Source organism: Pseudomaricurvus hydrocarbonicus (genome assembly GCF_011602365.1).
In the GTDB taxonomy this organism is placed as follows: Bacteria; Pseudomonadota; Gammaproteobacteria; order Pseudomonadales; family Cellvibrionaceae; genus Pseudomaricurvus; species Pseudomaricurvus hydrocarbonicus.
On sequence record NZ_JAAONZ010000003.1, the window covers coordinates 466,237 to 489,825 of the forward strand.

Sequence of the window (23,589 nt, forward strand, 5' to 3'; positions counted from 1 at the left end):
CACCCGGTAGGGGCCTGAAATTTGTTCGGTGGTCATGTTACAGTGAGTGGCATGACTACTCAGACCGCCGTGGACATGATTCCACCCGTTGACGACTCTCTGTCCGTGGTTGAAGACTCTCTGTCCGTCGTTGAAGACTCTACCTCTCACCTCGGGGTTGAAGACTCTATTTCTCACCTCGGGGTTGAAGACTCTATCCTGCACTCTATAGAAGCATTTCTCACCCAACTGGTGGGGATTGTCTGGGGACCGCCGCTGGTGGTTTTGCTGGTCGGCGGTGGCCTGTTCTTTCTCCTGTACTCCCGTTTTATTCCCTATCGGCACCTGTGGGAGAGTGTTCGACTGCTGACTCGCCCGGCCCAGCAAGAGGATCCGGGCCAGCTTTCCCACTTTCAAGCTTTGTCGACAGCCTTGTCAGGAACCCTGGGCATGGGCAACGTCGCCGGGGTGGCGATTGCTATCGCCATGGGGGGCCCGGGAGCCATTTTCTGGATGTGGGTCAGCGCCCTGGTCGGCATTGCCACCAAGTTTTATACCTGTACTCTGGCGGTGATGTATCGCGGCAAAGACAGCGCCGGTGAGTGGCAGGGCGGTCCCATGTATGTGATTCGAGAAGGGCTGGGCCGGCACTGGCGGCCGTTGGCGTATTTCTTTGCGGTTGCCGGCCTGTGCGGCACCATGCCGATTTTTCAAATTAACCAGCTTACTCAAATTGTGCGCCAGACCTTTGCCATTCCCCTGGGCCTGGCGTCTGCAGAATCTCACTTTGCCTTTGATTTGATTGCCGGCCTGGTTTTCGCATCGATTGTCTTGATTGTGGCCATGGGACGCTTACAGCGTCTGGGGCGAGTCACCAGCTGGTTGGTGCCGGCGATGGTGGTGGGGTATTTGTTGTTGACGGGTGCAGTCCTGGCGGCCAATGCCGACGCCATTCCTGCCGCTTTTGCCCTGATTTTTCAGGATGCCTTTACCGGCAGTGCCGTGGCCGGGGGCGCGGTGGGCGCGGTGATTATTACCGGCATTCGGCGGGCGGCGTTTTCCAATGAGGCGGGTATTGGTACAGAAGCGATGGCGCACGGTGCCGCCAAAACCCGGGAGCCGGTCAGGGAAGGGTTGGTCGCGATGCTCGGGCCGATCATTGATACGTTGATTGTGTGCACCTGTACCGCCCTGGTGATTCTCATCAGCGGCGTCTGGCAGACCGGTGACCGCGATGGCATTGGCCTGACCGCGGCGGCTTTTGATGTCTTGTTCCCTTATGGCGGCAGTGTGCTGTTGACCGTATTCGTGACACTGCTGAGTCTGAGCACGGTGATGACCTTCTGGTATTACGGCAGCAAATGCCTGGGTTTCATTGTCGGCGCCGAATACCAGCACCATTACGTCTGGTTTTACGTGCTGCTGGTGGTGATTGGCTCAGTGGCGTCGCTGGGGCTGGTGGTCAGTCTCATCGATATTATGTATGCCCTGATGGCGATTCCCACCATGACGGCGACCCTGGTGTTGGCGCCAAAGGTCAATCGGGCGGCCCAAAGGTATTTTTCGCAGCAACAAGGGCGGTTGCCAAACGCTGCGGCAGCCTGCAAAGAGTAAAGCGGGAAATTCCCCGGGGGAGCGGTGTAAAGCCGCTACCGCGTCACAGACAGCGGGCAGCCAGGGCTTGAAAACCGAGGAAAACGATGGCTCTAACCGTCTTTGCAAGGTTCAGTTAAGCGTGTAATTCGGTTAAAATGCAAGCGCGCATCAGTCGCCAACATAAAGTATTGAACTCAGATTCAATCAATAGTCAGAGATACAGCCAACGTAGCGGTATCCATACAGACAAGAAACATTGATCAATAATACACATATTTATAGAGTGGAATAATTATGTACCCTTGTCTTGTGGCCGATATTGGCGGCACTAACGCCCGTTTCAGTTTGGTGACCGGTTGTGAAAACGGCCAGTACCAGTTAGCACAAAATCACGATTTGAGCTCCGGCGATTTCCCCAGTTTTGAAGCCTGTCTGCAAACCTATCTGGATAAAATTGAAGGCCCGATGCCCAGGCATGCCTGTGTCGCACTGGCTGGACCAGTGGTGGGCGACGAAGTGATCATGACCAATGTGAACTGGCGTTTCAGCCAGGCCTCCGTTAAACAGCAGTTCGGGTTTGAGGTTTTTTGCGCCCTGAACGATTTTGCCGCCTTGGCCAATTCCGTTCCGCATTTAAGTGATTCGGATTTGACCACGATTGTGGCGGGTTCGGCCCAGCCCGACGCGGCCAAAGCCATCGTCGGTCCGGGGACGGGCCTCGGTGTTGCTGCCCTGGTGCCCGGTAAAGAGGAGTGGGTCGTGGTGCCAGGTGAAGGCGGTCATGTGGCCTATGCGGCCCAGAACGCCAGGGAAATGGCCGTGGCAGCCTTGCTGCAAGGCAAGGGGTATGTGTGTGCCGAAGCCTTGATTTCAGGCCGGGGGCTGGTGAATTTATTCAATTCACTGGCCGAGATTGATGGCCATCCCGCCCGGGTTGAAGATGCCAGCGAAATCGCCGCCCTGGCCTGGGAACAGCAGGATCCGTTGGCACTGGAAACCTGGGAGTTATTTTGTCAGGGGGTGGGCACGGTCGCCAGCGACGCGGCGGTGATGTTCAACGCCAAGGGCGGCGTGTATCTGGGCGGTGGCATTCTGCCGCGCAACATTGAGGCCTTCAAAACCAGCGGTTTTGAGGCGCGCTTTAAAGACAAGGGCGTGCAAACCGGTTTTATGAGCGATATCCCGGTCTATCTGATCCTCCACAAGCACCCGGCCCTGATCGGGGCGGCGGCCTGGCTGGATGATCTTTGCGGTAAGGGTGATCCCAGCTGATGCACTGCACTCTTCAGCGGTCATCCGTGTAGGTGTAGGTGTAGGAACAAAAACGGAGTGCAGCAGCACTCCGTTTTGTCTTTCTGCGGTCCGCAAGCTAGCGGATTTAACTTCCGACCCGGCCACCGTCTTTGCGCCGAATGGCGATGACGCTGGGGCGCGGCGGTAACGCCTCATCGAAATCCGGCCAGCGATGCACCGGGTGGTCAAAAGTGGAGCCGTGCGCGTCTGCGGGGTGTTGTACCGACACAAACAGGGTGTTGCCGTCCGGGGTGAATTCGGGTCCACACAGCTCGGCGCCCAGCGGGCAGCCAAAAAAGTGTTTGGGGATAGCGCGATAGGGGCCGGCTGTGGGCATCGCCCAGAGGCCGTCATGAAAGCCAAAAGCTTCACAACCGTCGGTGGCTACCCACATATTGCCTTGCCGATCAAAGGTCAGGTTGTCCGGGGTTGCAAACCAGCCGGCGTCGCTGACCGTCTCACCGTTGGGGCCGGTGCCGTAAAACCCCTGATTGTTCAGCGTATCACTGCCGGGATCCCCCCCCAAAATGAAGGTGTTCCACTGAAACGTGTGAGCCGTGTGATCCCGCTGCCCGTCTTTGCCCGGGTGCAGCAATTCCAGAATATGGCCGGCGCTATTGTTGAGTCGCATGTTGCCGGGATCCTGGGTTTTGCGTTTTTTGTTCTTCGTCAACATGACGTAGGTGCAATCGTTTACCGGGTTGGTTTCAATATCTTCCGGGCGATCCATGGGGGTAGCGCCAATCATGGCAGCCGCACGACGACATTCGATCAATACGTCTGCCTGTGAGTGAAAGCCAAATTGCTCCGTCAGAAAGGCTTCCCCGTGGCGCAAGGACAGCCATTCGCCGCTGCCATCATCGTTCAGTTTTGCCGCGTAGAGCGTTCCCTGTTCCAACAGCTGGCGGTTGGCCGCAGGTTGCTCTGGCTGGTAGACGCCGGCGGAGACAAACTTGTAGAAAAATTGAAACTCATCATCGTCGCCGGTATAGGCCACAATGGGTTTGCCTGGCTTGGCAACAATGGTGGTGCCTTCGTGCTCAAAACGGCCCAGGCTGGTGAGTTTACGAGGGGTCGATTCCGGGTCGTAAGGGTCGAGCTCGACCATCCAGCCAAACCGATTCGCTTCGTTGGGCTCCTTTTCGATGTGAAAACGCGGATCGACATCGCCCCAGCGGCGGTTGTCATCGTTGCCAATCGCCAGACGCTGGTAATTGTCCTGTTCGGTTTTGGGGATGTTAGAGCGGTTACCGATAAAGGCCGAGCCGATGCCTTCCTCGGCAATCATGACTGTGCCCCAGGGGGTCTTGCCACCGGCGCAGTTGCCCAGGGTTCCCAGAATGCGAGCGCCGCTCGGGTCCTGTGAGGTTTGCAGGCGCGGGTGGCCAGCCGCAGGGCCGGTAACGATCATCGGTGTGGTGACTGTGATTCTGCGGTTATACGGACTGTCGGTGTTGACTTGCCAGTGGCCGTTTTGCAATTCAATTTCGACAACCGAATGTCCACAGGCCTGTTGTTCAATGGCGACGTGTTCCGGTCGGGTATTGAAATCGCCGTCTTCATCATCCCTATAGCCGCTGAACATCAGGTGAGGCTGGGTGTACTCATGATTCACACACAGAAGTCCGCGCTGGCTGTTGCTCGAAGTGAAATGTTCATACCCCGTTGCGGTTTGCTGGTTGCTTAACGGCATAAACCCAATAAAGTCGTTGTTGAAACCAAATCGTTGCGCTTGTGCTGCCGGAGTTAAGGTGTCGGGCGTGAAGCTGTCCTGGCGATGCAGTGAATCCCCCCAGCTTAATAACCGCTGTGTCTGATAGCCATTGGGAGCGTGATGATGATGGTCCAGGCGGTGGGCAATTTCTTCAAAACTCAGCGTTTGTTGCTGTTGGCAACCACTCAAGGCGCCGGTTAAGGTGCTGGCCGAAACCAGAGTGGTGGCAGATGCCAGGCCAGCGCTGCCGCGTGCGGTATTTTTTAAAAAATGACGTCGGCTCAGAGCGTTTGCGGGACAGTTTGGTGTGTTTTTTTCGTCAGTCATAATCCGTATCGGTGTGGTTAATGAGTGGAAGGTCACGGTGAAACTACGGCGGCGTTATGGCGTCGTCAGTGTTTAAAGGGCTGGAGGGCTTCAGGCTGAGCAGTTGCTGCTTGAGGGCGCTGGGTAAAAAGCCTGTCCAGCGTTTGAATGAGCGCCGAAAATTGGCGCTGTCATTGATGCGCAGATAGTGTGCGGTTTCTTCATTGTTCATTTGCCAGATGACCAGCGAAGACAGCGCCAGCAGTTTGCGGGCATAGTCGAGTTCTTGTTGAAAGCTGGTGTGATGGGCTTTTAAACGACGCTTGAAGGTTGCCGGGCTCACGCCATATAAATCGGAGCAGCGCTGTAGGGTGATGTCCTCCCGCAGCGCTCGGCGCAATAGCAGCCGCTGTAAATTTTCTATAAACCCCTGGCGTCCTGGAATTTTACGCAGCAGTTGCTGACACTGTGTCAGGGCCTGTCGTTTGATAAACTCACTGGCGTTGGTCAGGGTTTTCTGGCTGATGGTGTCGGGGATAATGACGGCGGTGACCGGAGCATTGTAAACAATACGGCTGCCCAGGTAGGTGTGCAGTGGGGCCGTATCCAGCGGTTGGCTGTGTTCCAGCAGGAACGCCAGCTGGTTGCTGTCAATGTCACTGGCTTTGAGCAAGGTGATCAGGGAAGAGATAAAGCTCTGAAACAGGAACGGCTGTTGTTGCGGGCAACCAATGGCATCATTAACGATCAGGTAGTGGTTTTTCGAGTCCGAAACCAGATGCAGGTAACACATGGGGTAATAGAGGCGACAATACGTGCGCAATATCTCCAGCAGATCCCGAATGCTGGCGGCATTACTAATGGCTTGTAATAGAATACTGTTGTTGATGTATGGCAATTGGCGACCAAAACGCAAGGCCAGTTCCGGTTGGCGCTCCTGCTTGCCCAGGTTTCCAATCAGGTGTTTCAGTTGCGCACAGCTGATGTTGTGATCTCTGCGGGTTAGGTCACTCAGAAAAATCCCGGTGCCCCGCAACAGTTCATCAATGTCCATGCGGCTGTTTTTAGCCAGCTCCAGCAGAGCGGCGGGCACTTGGCTGATCGGCAGTATCTTGTCATCTGCTACAAAGTAATCGCGCATGAGGCCGTCCTTTTGCTGTCCCTTCCCAGATGTTGATGTGCGTCACCCAACGATGAGTTCCGTGATCAAGCCGCTGTCTTGGTCGCTTGAGTGCGTTTATGAAATTTATCCGTTTCCAGCCTCTGAGTCAGAGTCCCCAATAACCTCTGTGCATGGTCGCCATCACTGTGGTCAACCAGGCTGATATTGCATTCGATGAACACAGAGCGAGCGGCGTTTTCAGGCTTAAACGCCATGTTCTTCAGAGCATTCAAGATTTCTTCGGCGTAGATGCGGGCGTCGATCATGTGTGTTTGAGGAAATAAGACGATGAAGCGATCACCGGCATAGCGACAGGCAAGATCCACACTGCGGATGTTCAAGGTCAGCATGTGGGCCACTTGTGTCAGTAGCCGGTCGCCATCCTGATCGCCGAAATGGCGGTTGAAGCTGTTAAAATTGCTGATGTCCAGCATCAGCAATGAGAAAGGCTGTTGAGTATTCCGGTAGTGCACAATCTCTCGCTCGACTTGTTTCTGCATGTAAAGTGCTGTGTATAAGTCGGTGACGTAATCCAGTGCGCTGTGCTCACGGTAAAAGCGTTCCTTGGATTGCAGTCGCTGGTTGATGGCGACCTGTTCCTGATTCCATAAATAGAGCCCGTAAGCCAGAATCACCACCGCAATAGGGGCGGTGACCGATTCCACCAGATCGCCAAATATCAACCCCGGTTCCAGTATGAATATTTCATCAATCACATCCTGAAAGGTTGCCGCACTAAAGCCGATTAGCCCGAATGCCAAATAATTCGTGACGCGTCCCCGGGGACGGCTGCTGAGGACAAATGCCAGAAACATCAGCATCAGTCCCATGGTTGAGCCCTCGCCGAAAATATCGATCCAGGTAATCTCACGCCAGGCTTTGGCCTCACCTAAAAGCATATTGCCTGCCAGTACGGCGGCACAGGTCCCCACTAGCAGGACAATTTTTGAAAAATGCAGCGATACGTGGTTTTTCATGGGACTGTTCATTAAATCATTGACGCTGTTGATGAATCGTTGGCTGCCAGAATGAGACAGTCCTGTGACAAAACGATGACAGCCGATAGGGGATGGATTGCTGATGGAATGGCAGGAAGGGTCAGATCAGATCATCGCAATTCCAGCCGATTGAGTGAAAAACGGATGTTTATGTCTTTTCCAGAGTAAGCGTGTTGAAAAAAGGGGCTGAAAGAGCCCCGGCCGGTGTTAAAGGCCGATATTCCATCGGCTGCGCTTTTCTACAGAGAGTCAAAAAAGATCAGACAACCTCAGATTTCCCTCGGGATCAGCCCTATATTCTGCATTCTCACTGTCATCAGCGGCGCGCTGAATTTCTTGTCACCAAAGTGTCATGGTCTGCTCGTAGCGTGGGTCTGGATCTTACAGGCTCGCAGTTGGCGCTGTATGGATAATCGATTTTATGAGTCAACAAAACTTCGGCTTTGTTGAGGGAAAACGTTGAGTCAGAGCCACCATAAAACCTTGATGTCAATAATTCAGAAAGATTTGGGGATACTATGAAAACTTCGGTAAAAGCCATCATGGCAACCAGTGCGTTTGTGTGCGCATTTAATGCGGCGGCCGATGGTCGCCTTGAAGGCCGAGTCAGTGATGCGGCTGGAGGCGTGTATTTTGATGGCGCCATTGTACGATTGAAAGAATTGAAACTGGAGTCCAGTTCACAAAACGGCGGACGCTTTTCATTCAATTCTATCCCGGCCGGGACTTACACCCTGAGCGTTGATTATCTGGGGGCTGAGTCGGTACAGCAGCAGATTCAAGTGACGGACAATCAAACCACCAAAGAAATGGTCAAGATTGGTCGCGATGTCGCCAGTATGGAGAACCTGATCGTTGTGGGGCAGGCGGCTGGAGCGTCCAGTGCGCTGAACAAACAGCGCGCCGCAGACAACTTTAAATCAATTGTCGCTGCGGATTCTATTGGCCAGTTTCCCGATGAGAACGTCAGTGAGGCCTTGCAGCGCATGCCGGGTGTTTTCATTCAGCGTGACCAGGGCGAAGGTCGTTTCGTCGGTATTCGCGGAGCCAGCCCAGAATTAAACAGTGCCACTATCAATGGCATGAACATCCCTTCTCCAGAGAGTAATCGTCGCTCAGTGGCGCTGGATGTTATACCTTCCGGATTGCTGGAAGGTCTGGAGGTGACCAAGACGGTGACCTCTGATATGGATGGCAGCAGTATTGGCGGTAACATCGAAGTGAAAAGCCTGACGGCTTTTGATCGTGATGGCATGACCTATAAGGTTTCCGCAGAGGGTAACTACAATGAGCTGGAATCCGAAGTCAGTCCAAAGCTGGCAGGCACGTTCACCAATGCTTTTGATGTGGGTGTGGGTCAGTTGGGGGTCGCAGCGGCTGTGAGTTGGCAGGACCGTGACTTTGGTTCGGAGACCATGGAAGGCGCCGGCGAATGGGACTCGGACATCGAAGATTCCGGTTACCGTGGACCCGCTAAAATGGAACAGCGTGATTACACCGTCAATCGCAAGCGCCTGGGAGCGGCACTGAATCTGGATTGGCGTCCGAGTGATACTTCCGAGTATTACCTGCGCAGTTTGTACAGCCATTTTGAAGATCAGGAATACCGTCAGCGGGCCGAGTATAAGTTCGATAAAGGTGATCTTGACCGTATTGATGATCACTCCGCACTCTGGACTGACGCAGACATGGAACGTGACCTGAAAGACCGCTACGAGGAACAAAAAATTACCTCAGTGGTGTTGGGTGGTTTAAACATGTCCGGAGACTGGACCTACGAGTATTCACTAGGCTATTCCAAGTCACTGGAAAATGAGCCGGATTATCACGCGACGACTTTCAAGGCCAAAGACATTGACATGGGCTATGCCGCTTTGGGGGAAACCCCGGCAGTGTTTGCGGAAGAAGATGGTTTTGTCGCGTCCAATTTTGAATTGGATGAAGTTAAAATTGCTGACAACTACACTCAGGACGAAATGTTTACCTACAAGTTTGACGTTACCCGGGAGATGGATTTTGCGGGCAATCCGGGCTACCTGAAATTTGGCGGTAAATTTACCACGCGTGAAAAAACCAATGATGTGAGCTCTCAAATCTACGACGATTTTAGCTCCCTGGGAGATCCTGCGCTGGATGGCTTTAGTCACTCACTGGTTGAATACGATATTGGCCGGCTGGGCCCAGCCATTGATCAGGGTCTGGTGGACAACTTTATTCATGCCAATGTCCATGGCAGTGGTATCAGCTTGCAAGATGGAGGTTTGACGGGTGAAGCCTATAACGAAAGTCTGGTTGCCTCAGCGCGGGATTATGTGATTGAAGAAGATGTGCAGGCGGCGTACCTGATGAGTCGTGTGGACATTAATGATCTGCGTCTGGTCTATGGTGTGAGGTACGAAGGCACTGCAGTGGATTCGCGAGGTTTCGATGCCCGCCTGATTGAAGGTGACAATGGCGATTTCAGCCATTCCATCGATGCAGTCAGTTACGACAAGGACTACCACCATGTGTTGCCGAGCATCAACGCCCGCTATCGGTTGGGGGATGACCTGATTGTGCGTGCGGCGTACTCAGAGACCATCGCGCGGCCCTCGTTTGGCGATATCACGCCTTCTCCTGAAGACATCTCCATTGAAGAGGATGAATTGAAAGTCGAAGCGGGAAATCCTGATCTGGATCCGTATGAATCCACTAATGTTGACTTGATTGTAGAATATTATCCGGGCGATATCGGGGTGATCAGTGCGGCTCTGTTCTACAAAAAAATTGAAAACTTTATTTTTACGGCTGATGTCAGCGATGTGGTTGATGCTTCTGTGTACGCGCCGGGCGTGACGATCAATGACAGTGAAATCTACATGCCATTGAATGGCGGCAGTGCGGACTTGTACGGTCTTGAACTGGCTTACACCAAAAACTTTCAGTCGGGTTTTCTGATCCAGGCCAACGCCACCTTTACCAGCAGTGATGCCGATCTGGGGCTGGGTGCCGATACTTCCCGCAGCTCCAGTATTGACTTGCCCGAGCAGGCAGATACGGTGGGTAATCTGGTGTTTGGTTATGAAACGGGTCCATTCAGTCTGCGCTTGTCAGCGGCTTACAAAAGTGAAACCTTGATGGAGCTGGATTTGGGCGATGCAGATAATGACATCTACGAGGATGATCACATGCAGATCGATTTCTCTGCAAAATACGATGTCAGTGATTCCATGCAAGTGTACTTTAATGCGATCAATCTCAATGATGAACCCATGTATCTGTATCAGGGCAGCCGCAAGTACAACGCTCAATATGAAGAATATGGTCCCTCGTTTGTTTTGGGGCTGACTTACCGAAATTTTTGATTCTTGCTCGTTAGGATTGGGGCCCGGCTTGCCGGGCCCATTTTTTAATTGTTGTGGGTATACTAAAAGAACTATGAAGAAACTTATTGGTTTGTGTGCATTGGTTACAACCCTGTCTGTGGGGCTGGCAGCGTGTTCAGACTCAGACGCCGTTACCGAGTCTGGCCAGTCTCCGGGTTCAGCCTCATCTGCACACTCAAGGGGCGCTGATCGCGCGTTAACCTTGAGAGAAGTCGGTAATCAACTCAACGGCCTGGACGGTTTCACCGTTCGCGCAGTCGATACAGCCTATGGCCCCCGAGTGGTTGTTTCCAGTGAAAATCAGGGCGTGGTGATTGTGAATGAACAGGGCAGCATTCTGGCCCGGCCAACCTCCGGCGATACCAAGTCCATTGATGTGCGTCGTGATGGCAGTGGTAGTGGTTTTTGGATCAGTCATGTGGACGAAAAAAACAATGCCATAGGGCTGGGCTTTTTTGATCCCAAGGTCAATGACTACCAGTCTGTCAGCTGGTCTCAGAGCTGGGATCAAACTGTCATCGCAGCTTGTTTGTCGAAGCCGGATTTCCTGCAACCGCATGAATTGATGGTGTGGGTGGTGACAGAAGAGGGTATGGCTTATCAGCAGCTGTTGTCGAAACAAGAATCGAAACCAGCCCCTGCTGTGCAGGCCCAAAGTGTTCGGGAAGTGGCGCTGGGCGAGGGAGTAAAGGTCTGTGCGATTGATGACCGGCAGCAAAGGTTTTACTGGTCACAGAGCAACATCGGCTTGATGTCCATGAACAGCGATGAAGAAAAAGACGAGCAACGCCGGTTGCTGGCGGCGGTTCAGCCGGTCGGGGAATTGAACGCTGCGCCGACGGATTTGCAGGTTTTGCGCCACGCCGGGGTTGTAACCGCGACGGTTGCTGAATCTGCGTCGGTGCAACTTTATTCTTTATCCGGCAAAAAGATCACTCAGTTCGAGATTGAGGCGAACAGTTCGCATCCTGTCACGAGTGTGGCTTTGCTTGAAGCCGATGTGACAGCAGAAAGTCGTCTGGTAAACACCGCTGAGCAACCGGCGAGCAGCTGGCGATGGTGGGCGATGGCCGATGAGGGGCAGCAGTTATTCGTGGCCACCACCGCTGCGCTGACCTCCTTGCCGCGACGTACGGATGAAACGGTACCGACCTATACGGTGTTTCCTGTCGCACAGACAGACGTTGTCAACAGTTACGGCGATGCTGCAGATGATCCGGAAATCTGGGTCAACCCACAAGCACCTCAAAACAGCCTCATTCTGGCCACGGACAAACAGCAAGGGTTGTGGGTGTACGACTTGCGGGGACGTGCAAAGCAGTTGCTGCCGCGCGGCAAGTTAAACAATGTTGACCTCCGTTATGGCTTTGCGTTGTCGCCGTCAAAAACCGTGGATTTGGCGATGGCAACCAGCCGCACCACCAACAATCTGGATTTGTTTGCCATCGACACCGTCAGCGGCGAGGTGAGTTTTCTGACGGGTGATGTCCTCGATGAATCGATCATTGAACCCTATGGCGGATGCTTGTATCAGTCAAAAACCACTCACCAAACCTACGCATTTGTGAACAATAAAGACGGTTTGTATCAACAGTGGGCCTTAACGACAGCGGTTCAGGATGGGCAAACCCGCATTCAAAGCCGTAAAGTCCGGGAATTTAGCCTCAAAGGGCAGCCGGAGGGGTGTGTGGCGGATGATGAAACGGGGTTGCTGTACGTGGGTGAAGAAAACTACGGTCTCTGGATGATCAGTGCCGAAGCGGACGGCAGCTCTGACCTTCGGCTCATTGATTCGGTAGACGGCGGGCGTCTGGTCGCGGATGTTGAAGGCATCAGCCTTTACACCGACGGTGATGGTGAGGGTTACGTGGTAGTGTCCAGCCAGGGTGATAATGCCTATGTGCTTTATGACCGCAAAACCCAGAAGTACGTCGGGCGCTTTCGGGTCCGGGCCAATGCTGGCTTGGGCATTGATGGCAGCTCTGAAACCGACGGTCTCGCGGTCACCAGCGCCAATTTGGGGGGTGAGTTTGCTCGCGGTCTGCTGGTGGTTCAGGATGGTCGCAACCGTATGCCCTCGGGCCGACAAAATTTTAAATTGGTGTCGTGGGACGCTGTTGAAAAAGGCTTGGGCCGCTTTTCTGAGTGGGCGCCTTCGGCTCAGACTCAGACTCAATAGGCCCGCGCTTGAGCCATTGGCCGCCAACAACCCGGCAAGCAAAGCTGGGGTGTGTGGCTTCATTCAGCGTCAATGGGCGGCTTGTCATGGCGCTATTCACTGGTTTTTAGCCAGGCGTTAATGACGATGGTTGCTTGAACGGCAACACGCACCGCCATCAGTGGTGGGCGTGTTGCTTTTTAAATTCTGAGGGGGATATGCCATCACTCCAGCGGATGAAGGCTCTGCGAAAGTTGGACACATCGTGGAAGCCTAACAGGTCCGCCGTATGATTGACCGAGATGGCGGGGTTGCGCAGATAGGTTTCGGCCAACTCCCGTCTGACTTCATCCAGAATTTTTTGGAAGGACACGTTCTCATCACTTAAGCGTCGCCGAAAGGTTCGGGGGCTCATGTAAAAATGGCTCGCGGCCTGCTCGAGACTGGGGAATTGCTGTTTAGCGCTCACCAGGTATTCCCTGACCTTTACCCTCAACCCTTCACTGCTTTGCATGCGCGACAGTAATTCTTCACATTGCTGTTCGTACAGTTTCAGCATCGCCGGGTTGGCGTATTCCGGTTTTTCGTCCATCAAGGCTATGGGAAAGCCGATGCGACTGATTTTTTGATCAAAGTGAACCGGGCAATCCAGAATGGTTTGATAATCTTCGCGGTAATCCGGTGCCGGGTATTCCAATTCGACTTCAGCATCCACCCGCTCGATGTGGAGCAGATGTTTGATGGAGCTCAGCAGGCCGGCAAAGAACAATTCGGTGTCATGACGGCAATCCTCAGGGCGTGTTCTCGCCGGGTGAAACTCAATGGAAATTCGGTCATCTTCTGTTTTTACGATCAGGGAAACGTTGTTCAGCAGCAATCGGTAATATTTGGTAAGAATATCAATAACTTGTTGAATATTGCGGCAACTCATGACCGCATAGCCAAACACACCGTGTGACGTGAGTGTGAGCTGTTGACCGAAATGCAGGGTCAGAGAGTGTTTTCCGGTCTTCTGAATGGCGCTGTTCAGCAAAACACGGAAGGTTTCTTCGGGGCACCGCGCCTCGGGGTTTTCAAGGGTTGCCTCATCCATACCGGCTAAGTTCAGCAGCTCGGATTTGGACGCTCCGAAGTTCTCGGCAACATCCAAAAGGATTGCCACATAGCTGATGGGTAAATCCCGGACTTTCATGATTGACTCCTGCTTGTGATGCAGTCGCACTTATTGATGGGTTGCAATGACGAAAATTGCGCTGATTCCAGCCTGAAACCCGTTGCTCTGGCCTAAAATGACTGGCAAGATGTCTCAAGATAACCTTGTGATGACGGGTGAAGCAAGTAAAACTTCAGCCATATTCATAATAAATCAAGGAAAGAGCAATATGACCGCTACTTTTGTAGAGAATACGCCAAACCAGATCCGTTTTTTTAAAGAAGCGCAAAAGATTGAAGTGGATCACATGGATGTTGAACTGACCGAAACCGCGGTGAATGAGGTCGCGGAAATCTTCCAGACGCCGCTGACAGGCACTTTCAACTGGGACTACCACATCAACGAAGATCGCATTAAGAAGCTCTACGACCTCGGTAAGGAGCTGAACTGGAACGCCGATCTGGACCTCGACTGGGACAAGCCGATTGGCAGTGCACCTTACGAAGTTCGAGTGTTTATGAGCGGTTTTTCTGAATATCCTCCCTTTTTGGCGATGACCCAGGAAAAGCGGGAAGAGTTTTTAAGGCACTCTGAAGCCTGGACCGACTCCCAGTTTTTACACGGTGAGCAGGGCGCCTTGTTGGTCGCTTCGCAGCTGGTTTCCTGTGCTCCCACCTATAACGCCAAATTGTACGCGGCTTCACAGACCTTTGATGAAGCGCGCCATGTGGAGACGTTCAACCGTTTTCTGCAAAAGAAAGCCGGCATCATGTACCCCATTGATGGCGCCTTGAAGAATATTATCGACAAGATTTTAAGTGATGAACGCTGGGATCTTAAATTCATCGGTATGCAGGTGATCATTGAAGGCCTGGCGCTGGCGGCGTTCACCACCACCAAAGAATACGTCGATCCCCAGGGTTTCAAAAAGGATATGTTGGAGCTGATCATTCGCGATGAAGCTCGGCACGTGGCGTTTGGCATCCACTATCTGGCTGAATACGTAAAAACGCTGACCGACGAGGAGCGTGAGGATCGGGCTGAATTTGCCTATCAGGCGTGTTTGGTCAGCCGTGAGAGACTGGTGCCTACCGCGGTCTTCCGTAACTTCGGTTGGGACGAAGAAGAGGCCCGCAAGGTGTTTCTGCAGGGGGGCGGAATGGAGCACTTTCGCAAGTTGCTGTTTCAGCGTGTGATCCCCAACCTGCGTCGTATTGGGTTGCTGACGGATCGGATACGGCCCAAATTTGAAGAACTGGGGATTTTGCAGTTTGAAAATATGCCGGATGATTCCGAGATTGATTGGGCTGAACTGAGTAAACCACTCTACGGTTAATCCAGCAGCACTAACTGTTAGGCAATCAAAAAAGGGCCCCCGCAAGGCCCTTTTTTGATTGCGCCAATTTTATCAGTCCTTGATGGCGTTTTTTGACTGAAATTCAGCCATCAATTTCTCTCGCAATTCGGCCTCTATTTTAGGCAGATAGACGGCAATGATGTCATCGACCATCTGGCTCAATCGATCATTGGCGGGTTCCGTGACCGCGGGGGCGCTGTCGGCATTGCTGTCATTGCGCGGAACTGCTGTTTCCGTGACGGGTTGCTCCTGAGTGCCGTCCTTGCTGCCACCAGGGCTGTATTCACTGAGTCGGCTGGCGGCAGCAGGGGAGAGAGGAGACTCTTTAATGATGTCCAGCAGGGCTTTGTTGGTGTGAAGTCGATCGCGAATGTGTTTCGGCAGGAACGGGTTTTCGCCACGGGCTTTGGATTCGGATTTACGTTGTGGCCGGGACGTAGTCTGGTCTTCGTCTTGAGGTTCCAGGGGGGCGGTGCTGTCTGATCGGCTCTTGTCAAACAAGCTCTGCTGGCCTGGCAGCACACCGGGGGCGAGAGCCTCGGCAGCCGTCGCTGGCGGCGTGATTTCGGGCTCTGAGCTTGAGATCACGGGCTCTTGGCTTTCTTCAAACTCTACATTGGCCCCAGCCTCTGCATTGGCCCCAGCCTCTGGGGCATTGTCGGCCTCAGAGACTGTGTCAGCCAGAGTCGAGCTGCCCTCTGGCGTTGAGGGTTGATGATCCAGCAGATCCTGGGAATCAATGTCCAGATCCAGATTCAATTTATCGACCGCCGCATCAATGTCAGAGGTCTCCAGGCTGGAAAAGCCGCCGATAGTGTGCGGGCTGGGCGACGTATGTTCCGAAGTTGGCTGATTTGAGTGAAGTGCTTCGGCGGGGTCGTACTTGGTGTTCAATACCGGGATATCGGCCTCGTCAAAGAGTTCCTGTTCAGCCCCTGTTGACTCGGTGCTTATCCCGGCACCCGTGGTGGTTGCTGCCTGAATTGCGGGGGGCTCAGATCCTGAGGGTGGAGAGGGTGACGGCATAGAATCGGGCACCTGTGGCGCCGGGGTGACAGCGGGCGAAACCGGAACCGCAATTGGCACGGTGTCATTGAGGGTTGGAATATCCTCCCACTCGTCCTCGGAGAGCAGGTCTTTGATGGATTCCAGCTCGCCAAGCAGGGCTTGTTTGGCTTCGGTTTTCTCTTCTTTGCTCATCGACGCTAACACTTCTCGTTCTGCCACAAATGCGGCGGTTTGGTCATGGTTTAATCAATGGTATCACTTAGGTTCAGTAAAAGGTGTTAAGTCTTTCGTAGGTCATGAGATTTTATCGGATATCCCCGGTGCCGATAAAAGCCATAGTGTTCACGGGTTTGCGTTAAAACCCCTTCGTCCTGGCAAACGACTTCGGCCAGTCGTTCAAAACGGCTGAAATACTCGGGAATTGTCGCCTTCAGGTTGATGAGGAGGTCGTGATGATCGCCACAGTCATCGCCAAAACCTATGGCGATGGGGGATTGCAGCGCAGGTTCGCCCTCACAATCGTGGGGTAAGAAGCTCTCCGGGCGAAATTCCCACAGGCGTTTGTCCAGGGCAGCCGCTTCACCTGCCGAATTGACGGCAATATAGGTGTTAGAGCCAGCCTGCAGCGCCTTTTGAGCCAGGCGGCAGGCAAAGGTCAGCCGTTGTTCAACGGCTGAGTCTGGCAGGATGTAAAAATCAATGCGAGTCATCGGGGGCCCGGATTAAGACGCTTGTCTTTGCAGGTATTCCACCAGCAGTGAGACCGGACGTCCGGTGGCGCCTTTGGCGCTGCCGCTGTCCCAGGCTGTTCCGGCGATATCCAGGTGGGCCCAGTCATAGGCCTTGGTAAAGCGGGACAGGAAGCAGGCTGCGGTGATGCTGCCGCCACCGGGGCTGCCAATGTTGGCAATGTCGGCAAAGTTGCTGTCCAGCTGCTGCTGATATTCGTCCCACAGCGGCATGTGCCAGGCGCGGTCACCGGCTTGCTGCCCGGCTTCCAAAAGTTCTGCTGCCAGCGCGTCATTATTGCTGTAGAGGCCGGACGCGTGTTTGCCCAGGGCTACCACGCAGGCGCCAGTGAGGGTGGCAATGTCCACCACGGCTTTGGGCTTGTAGCGCTCGGCATAGGTCAGGGCATCGCATAGGACCAGGCGGCCTTCGGCATCGGTATTCAGGATTTCGATGGTTTGGCCAGACATGGACGTGACAATGTCGCCGGGTTTGGTGGCCGCACCGCTGGGCATATTCTCGGCGGCGGCAATGATTGCCACCACATTGAGCTTCAGTTCCATTTCGGTGATGGCTTTCATGGTGCCCAGTACGCTGGCTGCGCCACCCATATCGTATTTCATTTCATCCATACCGGCACCGGGCTTCAGGCTGATGCCGCCGGTATCGAAGGTGATCCCTTTGCCCACCAGGACCACCGGTTTGGCGTCTTTCTTGCCGCCTTTGTATTCCAGAATGATCAATTGCGCTTCTTCATCACTGCCGGCTGACACGGACAATAAAGACCCCATTTTAAGTTCACGCATCTGTTTTTCATTCAGGGCTTTGGCGGTAAGCTTGCTGTTGCCCTTGGCCAGCTTTTTCGCTTCGCCGGTAAGGTAGGTCGGAGTACAGACATTGCCGGGCAAATTCCCCAGGTCTTTGGTCAGTGCCATGCCGCGGGCAGTGGCTTGTCCGGTCTTGAGGGCTTTATTGATGGCCGTGACCTGGGACTTGGCGCTGACTGAGTAGACGCCCTTTTTCAGGGGCAGCAGTGGGGCCTTTTTGCTTTTCAACTGGGAAAATTGATAGAGGCTGTTGGTCATCAGCTTCGCGCATTGACGGGCTTTCCAGTCTTCATCACGTCCCTCGACGGCAACCTCCGAGACGTCGACACAGACATCTTTGGCCGCAGTGGCCTTGACGGCGGCCGCCGCTTTGAGGATGGCTTTATCGAATTTCTCCGGGGTCAGGGGGGCTTTGTGTTTACCAAAACCGATCAATACCACCCGTTCAGCGCTGCAGCCGTTTAGGGAAAACAGGGTGTAAGCCGTGCCGACGCCACCCTTTATGTCTCCTTGCTTGGCCAGCTTGGCGATCAACCCGCCACTGGCTTTGTTGACTTCTGATGTGGCGCCGGGCAGTTTACCGTCCTCGTAAATCGGCAGTACTAAACATGCGGTGCGCTGTGTGAGTGGTGCTGTGGTTTTAGCCTGAAATTCCATGGTCGTTCCCCAAGACAAGATAGTTGGTTTACGGGATAATGCCCGCCGACTGCTCGCCTATGATGTGAATTCTGATTGTTCAGATAGTAGACAAATGAGCCGATCTTACACCAATGGGGTGTCGTTACTGATCTTGTATCAGGTTGGACCCCATTGGTGGGTGTGATAACAAAATAGTGTACGCTATGTCCGGATTCGATCAAAACCTTTAGTCGGATTTTCATCGACGGCTTATGGCGACGTTGTACGCTTTCTGAACGACGACTTTAATCGTCGAATTTTTGACGTTAACAGCGGTCTGTAGTTACTTGCCTTATACTCCACGAAGGCCATAGCCACTCAGCCCAGAGGAAGTTTTTAAACCTTGATTATTTTTCGCTATCTCGCTCGTGAAGTGATGGTCAGTATGGTTGCCGTAAGCGGTGTATTACTGTTGATCATCATGAGCGGGCGCTTTGTAAAGTATTTGGCTGAGGCCGCTGCGGGCAAGCTGGATCCCGATGTACTGTTTGCCGTCATGGGGTTTCGGCTGCCGGGTTTTCTGGAGCTTATCTTGCCTCTGGGGCTGTTCATCGCCTTCCTGCTGGCTTATGGCCGATTGTATATGGACAGTGAAATGACCGTGTTGTCGGCTTGCGGCATGAGCCAGCGACGTCTGGTGGGCTACAGTATGTTACCAGCCGGCATTGTGGCGGCCTTTGTTGCTTTGCTGAGCCTCTGGATCAGTCCAGTGGGGATCCATAAAGCCAATATGGTTCTGGAGTCGCAGAAAAAACGGACTGAGTTTGAGCTCTTGTCCCCGGCCCGCTTTCAGGAGACCAGCTCCGGTAAAAGTGTGACTTATGCGGAGCGCTTCAGTGATGACCACAAGGTAATGCGGGATGTGTTCATGGCGGAGATGGGGAGCTCATCGGACAGTGATCAAGTGGAGCTGGCGGTCATCACGGCAGAGAGTGGCGAGCAGGTAACCGACCCGGTGACCGGGCAGCGTTATTTGAAGTTGAATAATGGTTATCGCTACAGCGGCAACCCGGGGGAGGCCAACTACGAGGTGGTTGAATTTGAGTCGTATTGGCAGCACATGGTGACGGATGACAAAAGCTCAAACGGTGATGTGAAAGCGGATTCCCTGCCTACCCGAACACTCATGCAATCGAGCAGTCAGGAAAATATCGCAGCCTTACATTGGCGTTTTTCGCTGCCGGTGTTGGTGCTTGTGGTTACTCTGCTGGCCGTGCCCTTAAGTAAAACCAATCCCCGGCAGGGACGCTACGTACAGATGATTCCAGCCATTTTGCTCTACATTATTTATCTCGTGTCTTTAAACGCTGCCCGGGGGGCTGTGGAGGAAGGCAGCGTCTCGCCATGGTTGAGTATCTGGGCGGTCCACCTTGTCGCACTGTTGATTGCACTCTTGCTATTGTTCTGGCCGTATTGGCGGCTGCGGCTAAAAGCCCGACGTTCAGTCGGAGGTGCTCAACGTGCGTAAATTAAGTCGTTATATCGGTAGAACGGTGATTGGTGCCGTGGCCATGGTCCTGCTGGTGATTGTGGCCCTGGATGCGATTGCTGCGTTGGTGGATCAGCTGGGTGAACTCAAGGGCGATTACGATTTTATCGAAGCGTTGATGTTTGTCGGCCTGACCTTACCTGGCCGGATTTACGAAAACATACCTTTTTCCTCTTTGGTCGGCTGTCTCGTTGGTTTGGGGATTTTGGCAGGTTCCAGTGAGCTGGTGGTGATGCGTGCGGCCGGGGTGTCGCTGGCGCAAATTACCTGGGCGGTGATGAAACCCGTTCTGTTCTTCATTGGTTTGAGTCTTGTGTTGGGGGAATACGTGACGCCTCTGACGGACCAGATTGCTGAGAGTCGCAGGGCGATTGCACAGGGCGACCGCCACGCGCTGGAGTCCCGTCACGGATTGTGGAACCGGGACGGTAAGGAATTTACGCATTTCAATGCGGTGCTGCCCAATGGGCGCCTCTATGGGGTGACCCGCTATCAATTTGATGATCAGGGCAAGCTGCTGGCCTCCAGCTTTGCCAGAACGGCTATTTTTCAGAAAGACCACTGGATTGAAGAGAGTGGCAAAGAAACCGTGTTGACCGAAACCGGGATTGAAAAGCATGATTATGCCTGGCGTCGTTGGGATACCAAGTTGTCACCGGCGCTGTTGAATGTACTGGTGCTGGAGCCTGATGCCCTGTCGATTCAGGATCTTTATTCCTACTCCAAGTATTTGCAGCAACAGGACATTGAAAGCAGCCAGTACCAGCTGGCTTTTTGGAAAAAGCTGTTGCAGCCTCTGGCGACCGCCAGCCTGGTCCTGATTGCGGTCTCGTTTGTGTTTGGCCCCTTGCGTGAAGTGACCATGGGGTATCGAATCTTTACCGGGGTGATTGTGGGAATTGTGTTTCGTACGTCGCAGGACTTGTTGGGGCCCGCGAGCCTGGTGTTTGGCTTTCCGCCGCTGATGGCGGTGCTCATCCCGGTACTGATTTGTGCCGCCATTGGCATCTTGTTGTTGCGCAAAGCCAATTAAGTTCATTGCTTTAGCTGGCAAGCGAGGGGCAAGCAGGTTATCGCCACTCCACGGTGAATTGCGCAGCAAGCGAGGGCACCCTCGGGTGGCCTCTCACCCTTAACCTTTCTTCGGCAAGACCACGACGTGCGTGTGGCTGGCTATGTCGTGCCAGCTGCGTCCTTGTCGATCCCACAGTGCCCACCAATACCCCAGCCCCAACAGACCCAGACTGAGTGGGGCTATGAGGCTGCGAACCATCGCTTGTAGCAGGGAGGGGGTGTGGCCGTTGTCCTGCACCAGCACCAGGCGCCAGGCGCGCATTCCCAGAGTTTGGCCGCCTCGGCACCAGAAGAACCAGAAGAACATTTCCAGCACCAGAATCAAGCCGATGAATCCAGCGGTGCCCATTTCGGCGCGTTCATTGGGGGACAGCTCTACTTGAAAGATGGAGTATTTGATGGCCAGAAAGGCGGCGCCATACGCCATAGCCACAGCCATAATCAATAGCGAGTCATAGACCATGGCCGCCAGTCGTTTGATGAGGCTGGCGTTGGGAAGGGTGTTAATTGTCATAGAAAGTTGCCCGATGAGTGTGCGGGCGATTGTACCAAATGAGCAGAAGAGGTTTGGAGCTTTTTTAGAATGAGGGGCTTGTCCAGCAGCGGGGGTATTTAAAATTCGTATTCAAACGTTAATTTCACCGTGTCGTCGGACAGGCGCAGCTTGTAGTCAACGTCTTCACTGACCTTGCCGTCACCGCTGCTATTGGGAATGATTTTGGAGCTGGAGTAGTGCTTGTTTCGAACCCCGTCCCAATAGGTGCGAAAGCCCATCTTCATCAATTCCTGAAGCACTCTTCCGCCCACCGTGACATCGTCGTACTCATTGTTTTCCTGTTGCAGCCATTGAAAATTGAGCGCGCGTTGCTGTGCACTCATTTCGTTGTTACGAATGTCATTGGCCGCGTCTTCCAGCTGATGGTTGTTGAGACCAATTGAACGGGATGAATAGCGCTTGGTTTTTTTCGCCTGATGGCCCTGGCTGTGTTTAAGCGGGTTGTAATAGTTGAGGTTTTCGGGAACAAACAGTTCCATGTGCTGGTCGGCTTCGACCTTCTCGGCCCAGGCGAAGGGTGAATTGCAAAAGGCTGTAATCAATACCCCGGTACATAGAGTTCGTGGGATCGAACGGTGCGGGATAATCAATGGGTTCATGGCGACATCTCCTTTGATACGAGTATGGCCGATATTGATTTTTTTTGCCGGAGGGCAATGGAGCCGCGTTTTGGGAAAAAGCGACTGGACTTGGCTAAATCAAGCCCGCGTCCGTTCGGGTGAAATGGGAATGGTTGGTGACCATTTTCTTGGCAGGGCGCATGGTGTAAGGGGGGCGGGTATTTAGTGGCCTAAAAAAGCGCTTTCGGGGTGGGCTTTTTTAGAATTATTCGTCCATTCAAACATGCGTTGAAAGGCCAAATACATCTTAAAAAAAGTGTGTTCCAGTTCACAAAGCGGGTATCTCAGGCCGGCTCAGCCTTCAGGTCGCTGGTGGCAAGGCTGGTTGAAAAGTGAACAACCTGCTGATCGCCTTTGTCAATGGACTGCCCAATGGATATTTTTCCTTCCCCGAGCAGGGGGAATTCCTCGCGCCGGAGGTAGATTTCCTGCTGGTTTTGGGTAGAGACATAGGTGCCATTGGTGCTGTGATCAACCAGCACAAATTTCCCGCGCCGGAACACCACTTCGCAGTGCTCGCGGGAGGCCAAATGGTGATTGATTCTGAGGTTGGCCCGGTTACTGTCCCGGCCTAAAACGAAAGGGGTTTGTTGCGGCAGGATACAATGCTGGTAATTGCCATATTCCAGTGTAATGCAGACCACATCGTTGCTTTCAGTGATGTCGTCAATGGTCATGACCGCCGTTGCATTGTGTGATTGGGTGAAAGACTCCCACTGCAGGCGGTAAATAATGCTCTTTTCCTCATCACCTTTAAGGGTGACCCGGTCAAATTCATGGCATTCCATCTGCATTTCAAAGGGCATGCTTTTGTACATGCGCTCGGTCAGTAATATCTGGCCGGCACGGGCGACTTGAGTAACCCAGGCCGCGTTGTTGACAATGTCACCAAAAACATCTTCGTTTTCGATCAACGTTTCGCCAAAGGACATGCCGATGCGCACGGGTAATTGCGAGTTGCCAATGCCCGCCTGTCGCTGCAGGCGCTGGGCGCACAAACAGGCCTGGTGCGCGCTTTCAAAGGACACCATGATTTCGTCACCAATGGTTTTGATCAGGTGGCCTTGATGGGCCTCGGTTTCGGTGAGCATCGCTTCCAGAGTGGCGTCTATTTTCGCCTTGGCCGTTTCGTTACCCAGTAATTTGTAGAGCGTAGAGCTACCGCTGACATCGGCAAACATAATGGCTCGTGGATGGGTTTGTTGGGTCATGAAACGGGTTTCCGGGTAAACGTAGTGGTCTGAAAACAGTCTATTTAATAGCCAGATTATACTAACAGAAAACAAGGATGGAAACGTGCTGATTATTAGGTCTTAAACGGCCGCGTTTGAGAACTGGTAAGGTATAAAACGAGCGCCGCTTAGATCTAAAATGTAAGTGCTCCGCCCTTATCGTCTATTGGGCTTGCCCATCAGAGTGTAGCAGCCATCCCCAAAATTTCTTTGAGACCGTTATCGGCAGACTGGGGTCACAGGTATTGAATGGGGATGCCAAAGTTCATCGTCGTGACATAGGGTTTTGGCGGAC

The 23,589-nt window shown here is 53.3% G+C and carries 17 protein-coding genes; 7 read left to right on the forward strand and 10 right to left on the reverse strand.

Going from position 1 to position 23,589, the window contains the following annotated elements; translation table 11 throughout:
• Positions 1-51 precede the first annotated feature (51 nt).
• Together G8770_RS06520 and glk are read left to right on the forward strand one after the other, a co-directional pair.
• On the forward strand, positions 52-1,593 hold the full coding sequence (locus tag G8770_RS06520) for an alanine/glycine:cation symporter family protein (protein WP_243760298.1): 1,542 nt from the start codon (positions 52-54) through the stop codon (positions 1,591-1,593).
• Positions 1,594-1,869: 276 nt separating this feature from the next.
• On the forward strand, positions 1,870-2,847 hold the full coding sequence (gene glk, locus G8770_RS06525) for a glucokinase (protein ID WP_167183514.1): 978 nt from the start codon (positions 1,870-1,872) through the stop codon (positions 2,845-2,847).
• Between the two features lie 106 nt (positions 2,848-2,953).
• Here the strand turns inward: glk and G8770_RS06530 are convergent, their stop codons facing one another.
• From G8770_RS06530 to G8770_RS06540, 3 genes are all read right to left on the reverse strand, one after another.
• A complete protein-coding gene (locus tag G8770_RS06530; RefSeq protein ID WP_167183517.1) occupies positions 2,954-4,909 on the reverse strand; it encodes a PhoX family protein in 1,956 nt (651 codons plus the stop codon).
• Between the two features lie 43 nt (positions 4,910-4,952).
• Positions 4,953-6,029 carry an AraC family transcriptional regulator ligand-binding domain-containing protein gene (locus tag G8770_RS06535; RefSeq protein ID WP_167183520.1) on the reverse strand — a complete coding sequence of 359 codons (1,077 nt, stop codon included), beginning with the start codon at positions 6,027-6,029 and terminating at the stop codon, positions 4,953-4,955.
• A gap of 65 nt (positions 6,030-6,094) precedes the next feature.
• Positions 6,095-7,027: a GGDEF domain-containing protein gene (locus G8770_RS06540; protein WP_167183523.1), complete on the reverse strand. Its 933-nt coding sequence runs from the start codon at positions 7,025-7,027 to the stop codon at positions 6,095-6,097.
• A 539-nt stretch (positions 7,028-7,566) separates the two neighbouring features.
• On the opposite strand from G8770_RS06540, the gene G8770_RS06545 reads away from it, so the two are divergent.
• Together G8770_RS06545 and G8770_RS06550 are read left to right on the forward strand one after the other, a co-directional pair.
• Complete coding sequence (locus G8770_RS06545; protein ID WP_167183526.1) at positions 7,567-10,392, forward strand: TonB-dependent receptor; 2,826 nt, start codon at positions 7,567-7,569, stop codon at positions 10,390-10,392.
• A 73-nt stretch (positions 10,393-10,465) separates the two neighbouring features.
• Complete coding sequence (locus tag G8770_RS06550) at positions 10,466-12,592, forward strand: phytase (protein ID WP_167183529.1); 2,127 nt, start codon at positions 10,466-10,468, stop codon at positions 12,590-12,592.
• A gap of 157 nt (positions 12,593-12,749) precedes the next feature.
• Here G8770_RS06550 and G8770_RS06555 read toward each other — a convergent pair whose 3' ends face one another.
• Positions 12,750-13,763: an AraC family transcriptional regulator gene (locus tag G8770_RS06555; protein ID WP_167183532.1), complete on the reverse strand. Its 1,014-nt coding sequence runs from the start codon at positions 13,761-13,763 to the stop codon at positions 12,750-12,752.
• A 190-nt stretch (positions 13,764-13,953) separates the two neighbouring features.
• On the opposite strand from G8770_RS06555, the gene G8770_RS06560 reads away from it, so the two are divergent.
• Positions 13,954-15,060: a ferritin-like domain-containing protein gene (locus G8770_RS06560; protein WP_167183535.1), complete on the forward strand. Its 1,107-nt coding sequence runs from the start codon at positions 13,954-13,956 to the stop codon at positions 15,058-15,060.
• Positions 15,061-15,132: 72 nt separating this feature from the next.
• On the opposite strand, the gene G8770_RS06565 is transcribed toward G8770_RS06560, so the two are convergent.
• The 3 genes from G8770_RS06565 to G8770_RS06575 all read right to left on the reverse strand — a co-directional run bounded on the left by G8770_RS06565 (position 15,133) and on the right by G8770_RS06575 (position 18,302).
• Positions 15,133-16,281, reverse strand: a complete 1,149-nt coding sequence (locus G8770_RS06565) for a hypothetical protein (protein WP_167183538.1) — start codon at positions 16,279-16,281, stop codon at positions 15,133-15,135.
• A gap of 86 nt (positions 16,282-16,367) precedes the next feature.
• Positions 16,368-16,799, reverse strand: a complete 432-nt coding sequence (locus G8770_RS06570) for a DNA polymerase III subunit chi (RefSeq protein ID WP_167183541.1) — start codon at positions 16,797-16,799, stop codon at positions 16,368-16,370.
• Between the two features lie 12 nt (positions 16,800-16,811).
• Entirely contained in the window at positions 16,812-18,302 is a 1,491-nt protein-coding gene (locus G8770_RS06575; protein ID WP_167183543.1) for a leucyl aminopeptidase, read from the reverse strand.
• Positions 18,303-18,666: 364 nt separating this feature from the next.
• Here G8770_RS06575 and lptF point away from each other — a divergent pair, with 364 nt between their 5' ends.
• Together lptF and lptG are read left to right on the forward strand one after the other, a co-directional pair.
• A complete protein-coding gene (gene lptF, locus G8770_RS06580; protein ID WP_167183546.1) occupies positions 18,667-19,791 on the forward strand; it encodes an LPS export ABC transporter permease LptF in 1,125 nt (374 codons plus the stop codon).
• Positions 19,784-20,845, forward strand: a complete 1,062-nt coding sequence (lptG, locus tag G8770_RS06585) for an LPS export ABC transporter permease LptG (RefSeq protein ID WP_167183549.1) — start codon at positions 19,784-19,786, stop codon at positions 20,843-20,845. Before lptF ends, lptG begins: the two co-directional genes overlap by 8 nt.
• 99 nt (positions 20,846-20,944) lie before the next feature.
• On the opposite strand, the gene G8770_RS06590 is transcribed toward lptG, so the two are convergent.
• The 3 genes from G8770_RS06590 to G8770_RS06600 all read right to left on the reverse strand — a co-directional run bounded on the left by G8770_RS06590 (position 20,945) and on the right by G8770_RS06600 (position 23,273).
• A complete protein-coding gene (locus G8770_RS06590) occupies positions 20,945-21,400 on the reverse strand; it encodes an RDD family protein (RefSeq protein ID WP_167183552.1) in 456 nt (151 codons plus the stop codon).
• Positions 21,401-21,498: 98 nt separating this feature from the next.
• Positions 21,499-22,041, reverse strand: a complete 543-nt coding sequence (locus G8770_RS06595) for a hypothetical protein (RefSeq protein ID WP_167183555.1) — start codon at positions 22,039-22,041, stop codon at positions 21,499-21,501.
• A 305-nt stretch (positions 22,042-22,346) separates the two neighbouring features.
• Entirely contained in the window at positions 22,347-23,273 is a 927-nt protein-coding gene (locus tag G8770_RS06600) for an adenylate/guanylate cyclase domain-containing protein (RefSeq protein WP_167183558.1), read from the reverse strand.
• Positions 23,274-23,589 lie beyond the last annotated feature (316 nt).

Excerpts from the sequence above, each read along its gene's own strand:
- G8770_RS06570 (WP_167183541.1), bottom strand. The coding sequence starts at position 16,799 with ATGACTCGCATTGATTTTTACATCCTGCCAGACTCAGCCGTTGAACAA.
- G8770_RS06555 (WP_167183532.1), bottom strand. The coding sequence starts at position 13,763 with ATGAAAGTCCGGGATTTACCCATCAGCTATGTGGCAATCCTTTTGGAT.
- G8770_RS06595 (WP_167183555.1), bottom strand. The coding sequence starts at position 22,041 with ATGAACCCATTGATTATCCCGCACCGTTCGATCCCACGAACTCTATGT.
- G8770_RS06550 (WP_167183529.1), top strand. The coding sequence starts at position 10,466 with ATGAAGAAACTTATTGGTTTGTGTGCATTGGTTACAACCCTGTCTGTG.
- glk (WP_167183514.1), top strand. The coding sequence starts at position 1,870 with ATGTACCCTTGTCTTGTGGCCGATATTGGCGGCACTAACGCCCGTTTC.
- G8770_RS06530 (WP_167183517.1), bottom strand. The coding sequence starts at position 4,909 with ATGACTGACGAAAAAAACACACCAAACTGTCCCGCAAACGCTCTGAGC.
- G8770_RS06560 (WP_167183535.1), top strand. The coding sequence starts at position 13,954 with ATGACCGCTACTTTTGTAGAGAATACGCCAAACCAGATCCGTTTTTTT.
- G8770_RS06590 (WP_167183552.1), bottom strand. The coding sequence starts at position 21,400 with ATGACAATTAACACCCTTCCCAACGCCAGCCTCATCAAACGACTGGCG.
- G8770_RS06540 (WP_167183523.1), bottom strand. The coding sequence starts at position 7,027 with ATGAAAAACCACGTATCGCTGCATTTTTCAAAAATTGTCCTGCTAGTG.
- G8770_RS06535 (WP_167183520.1), bottom strand. The coding sequence starts at position 6,029 with ATGCGCGATTACTTTGTAGCAGATGACAAGATACTGCCGATCAGCCAA.
- G8770_RS06545 (WP_167183526.1), top strand. The coding sequence starts at position 7,567 with ATGAAAACTTCGGTAAAAGCCATCATGGCAACCAGTGCGTTTGTGTGC.
- G8770_RS06565 (WP_167183538.1), bottom strand. The coding sequence starts at position 16,281 with ATGAGCAAAGAAGAGAAAACCGAAGCCAAACAAGCCCTGCTTGGCGAG.
- G8770_RS06575 (WP_167183543.1), bottom strand. The coding sequence starts at position 18,302 with ATGGAATTTCAGGCTAAAACCACAGCACCACTCACACAGCGCACCGCA.
- G8770_RS06600 (WP_167183558.1), bottom strand. The coding sequence starts at position 23,273 with ATGACCCAACAAACCCATCCACGAGCCATTATGTTTGCCGATGTCAGC.
- G8770_RS06520 (WP_243760298.1), top strand. The coding sequence starts at position 52 with ATGACTACTCAGACCGCCGTGGACATGATTCCACCCGTTGACGACTCT.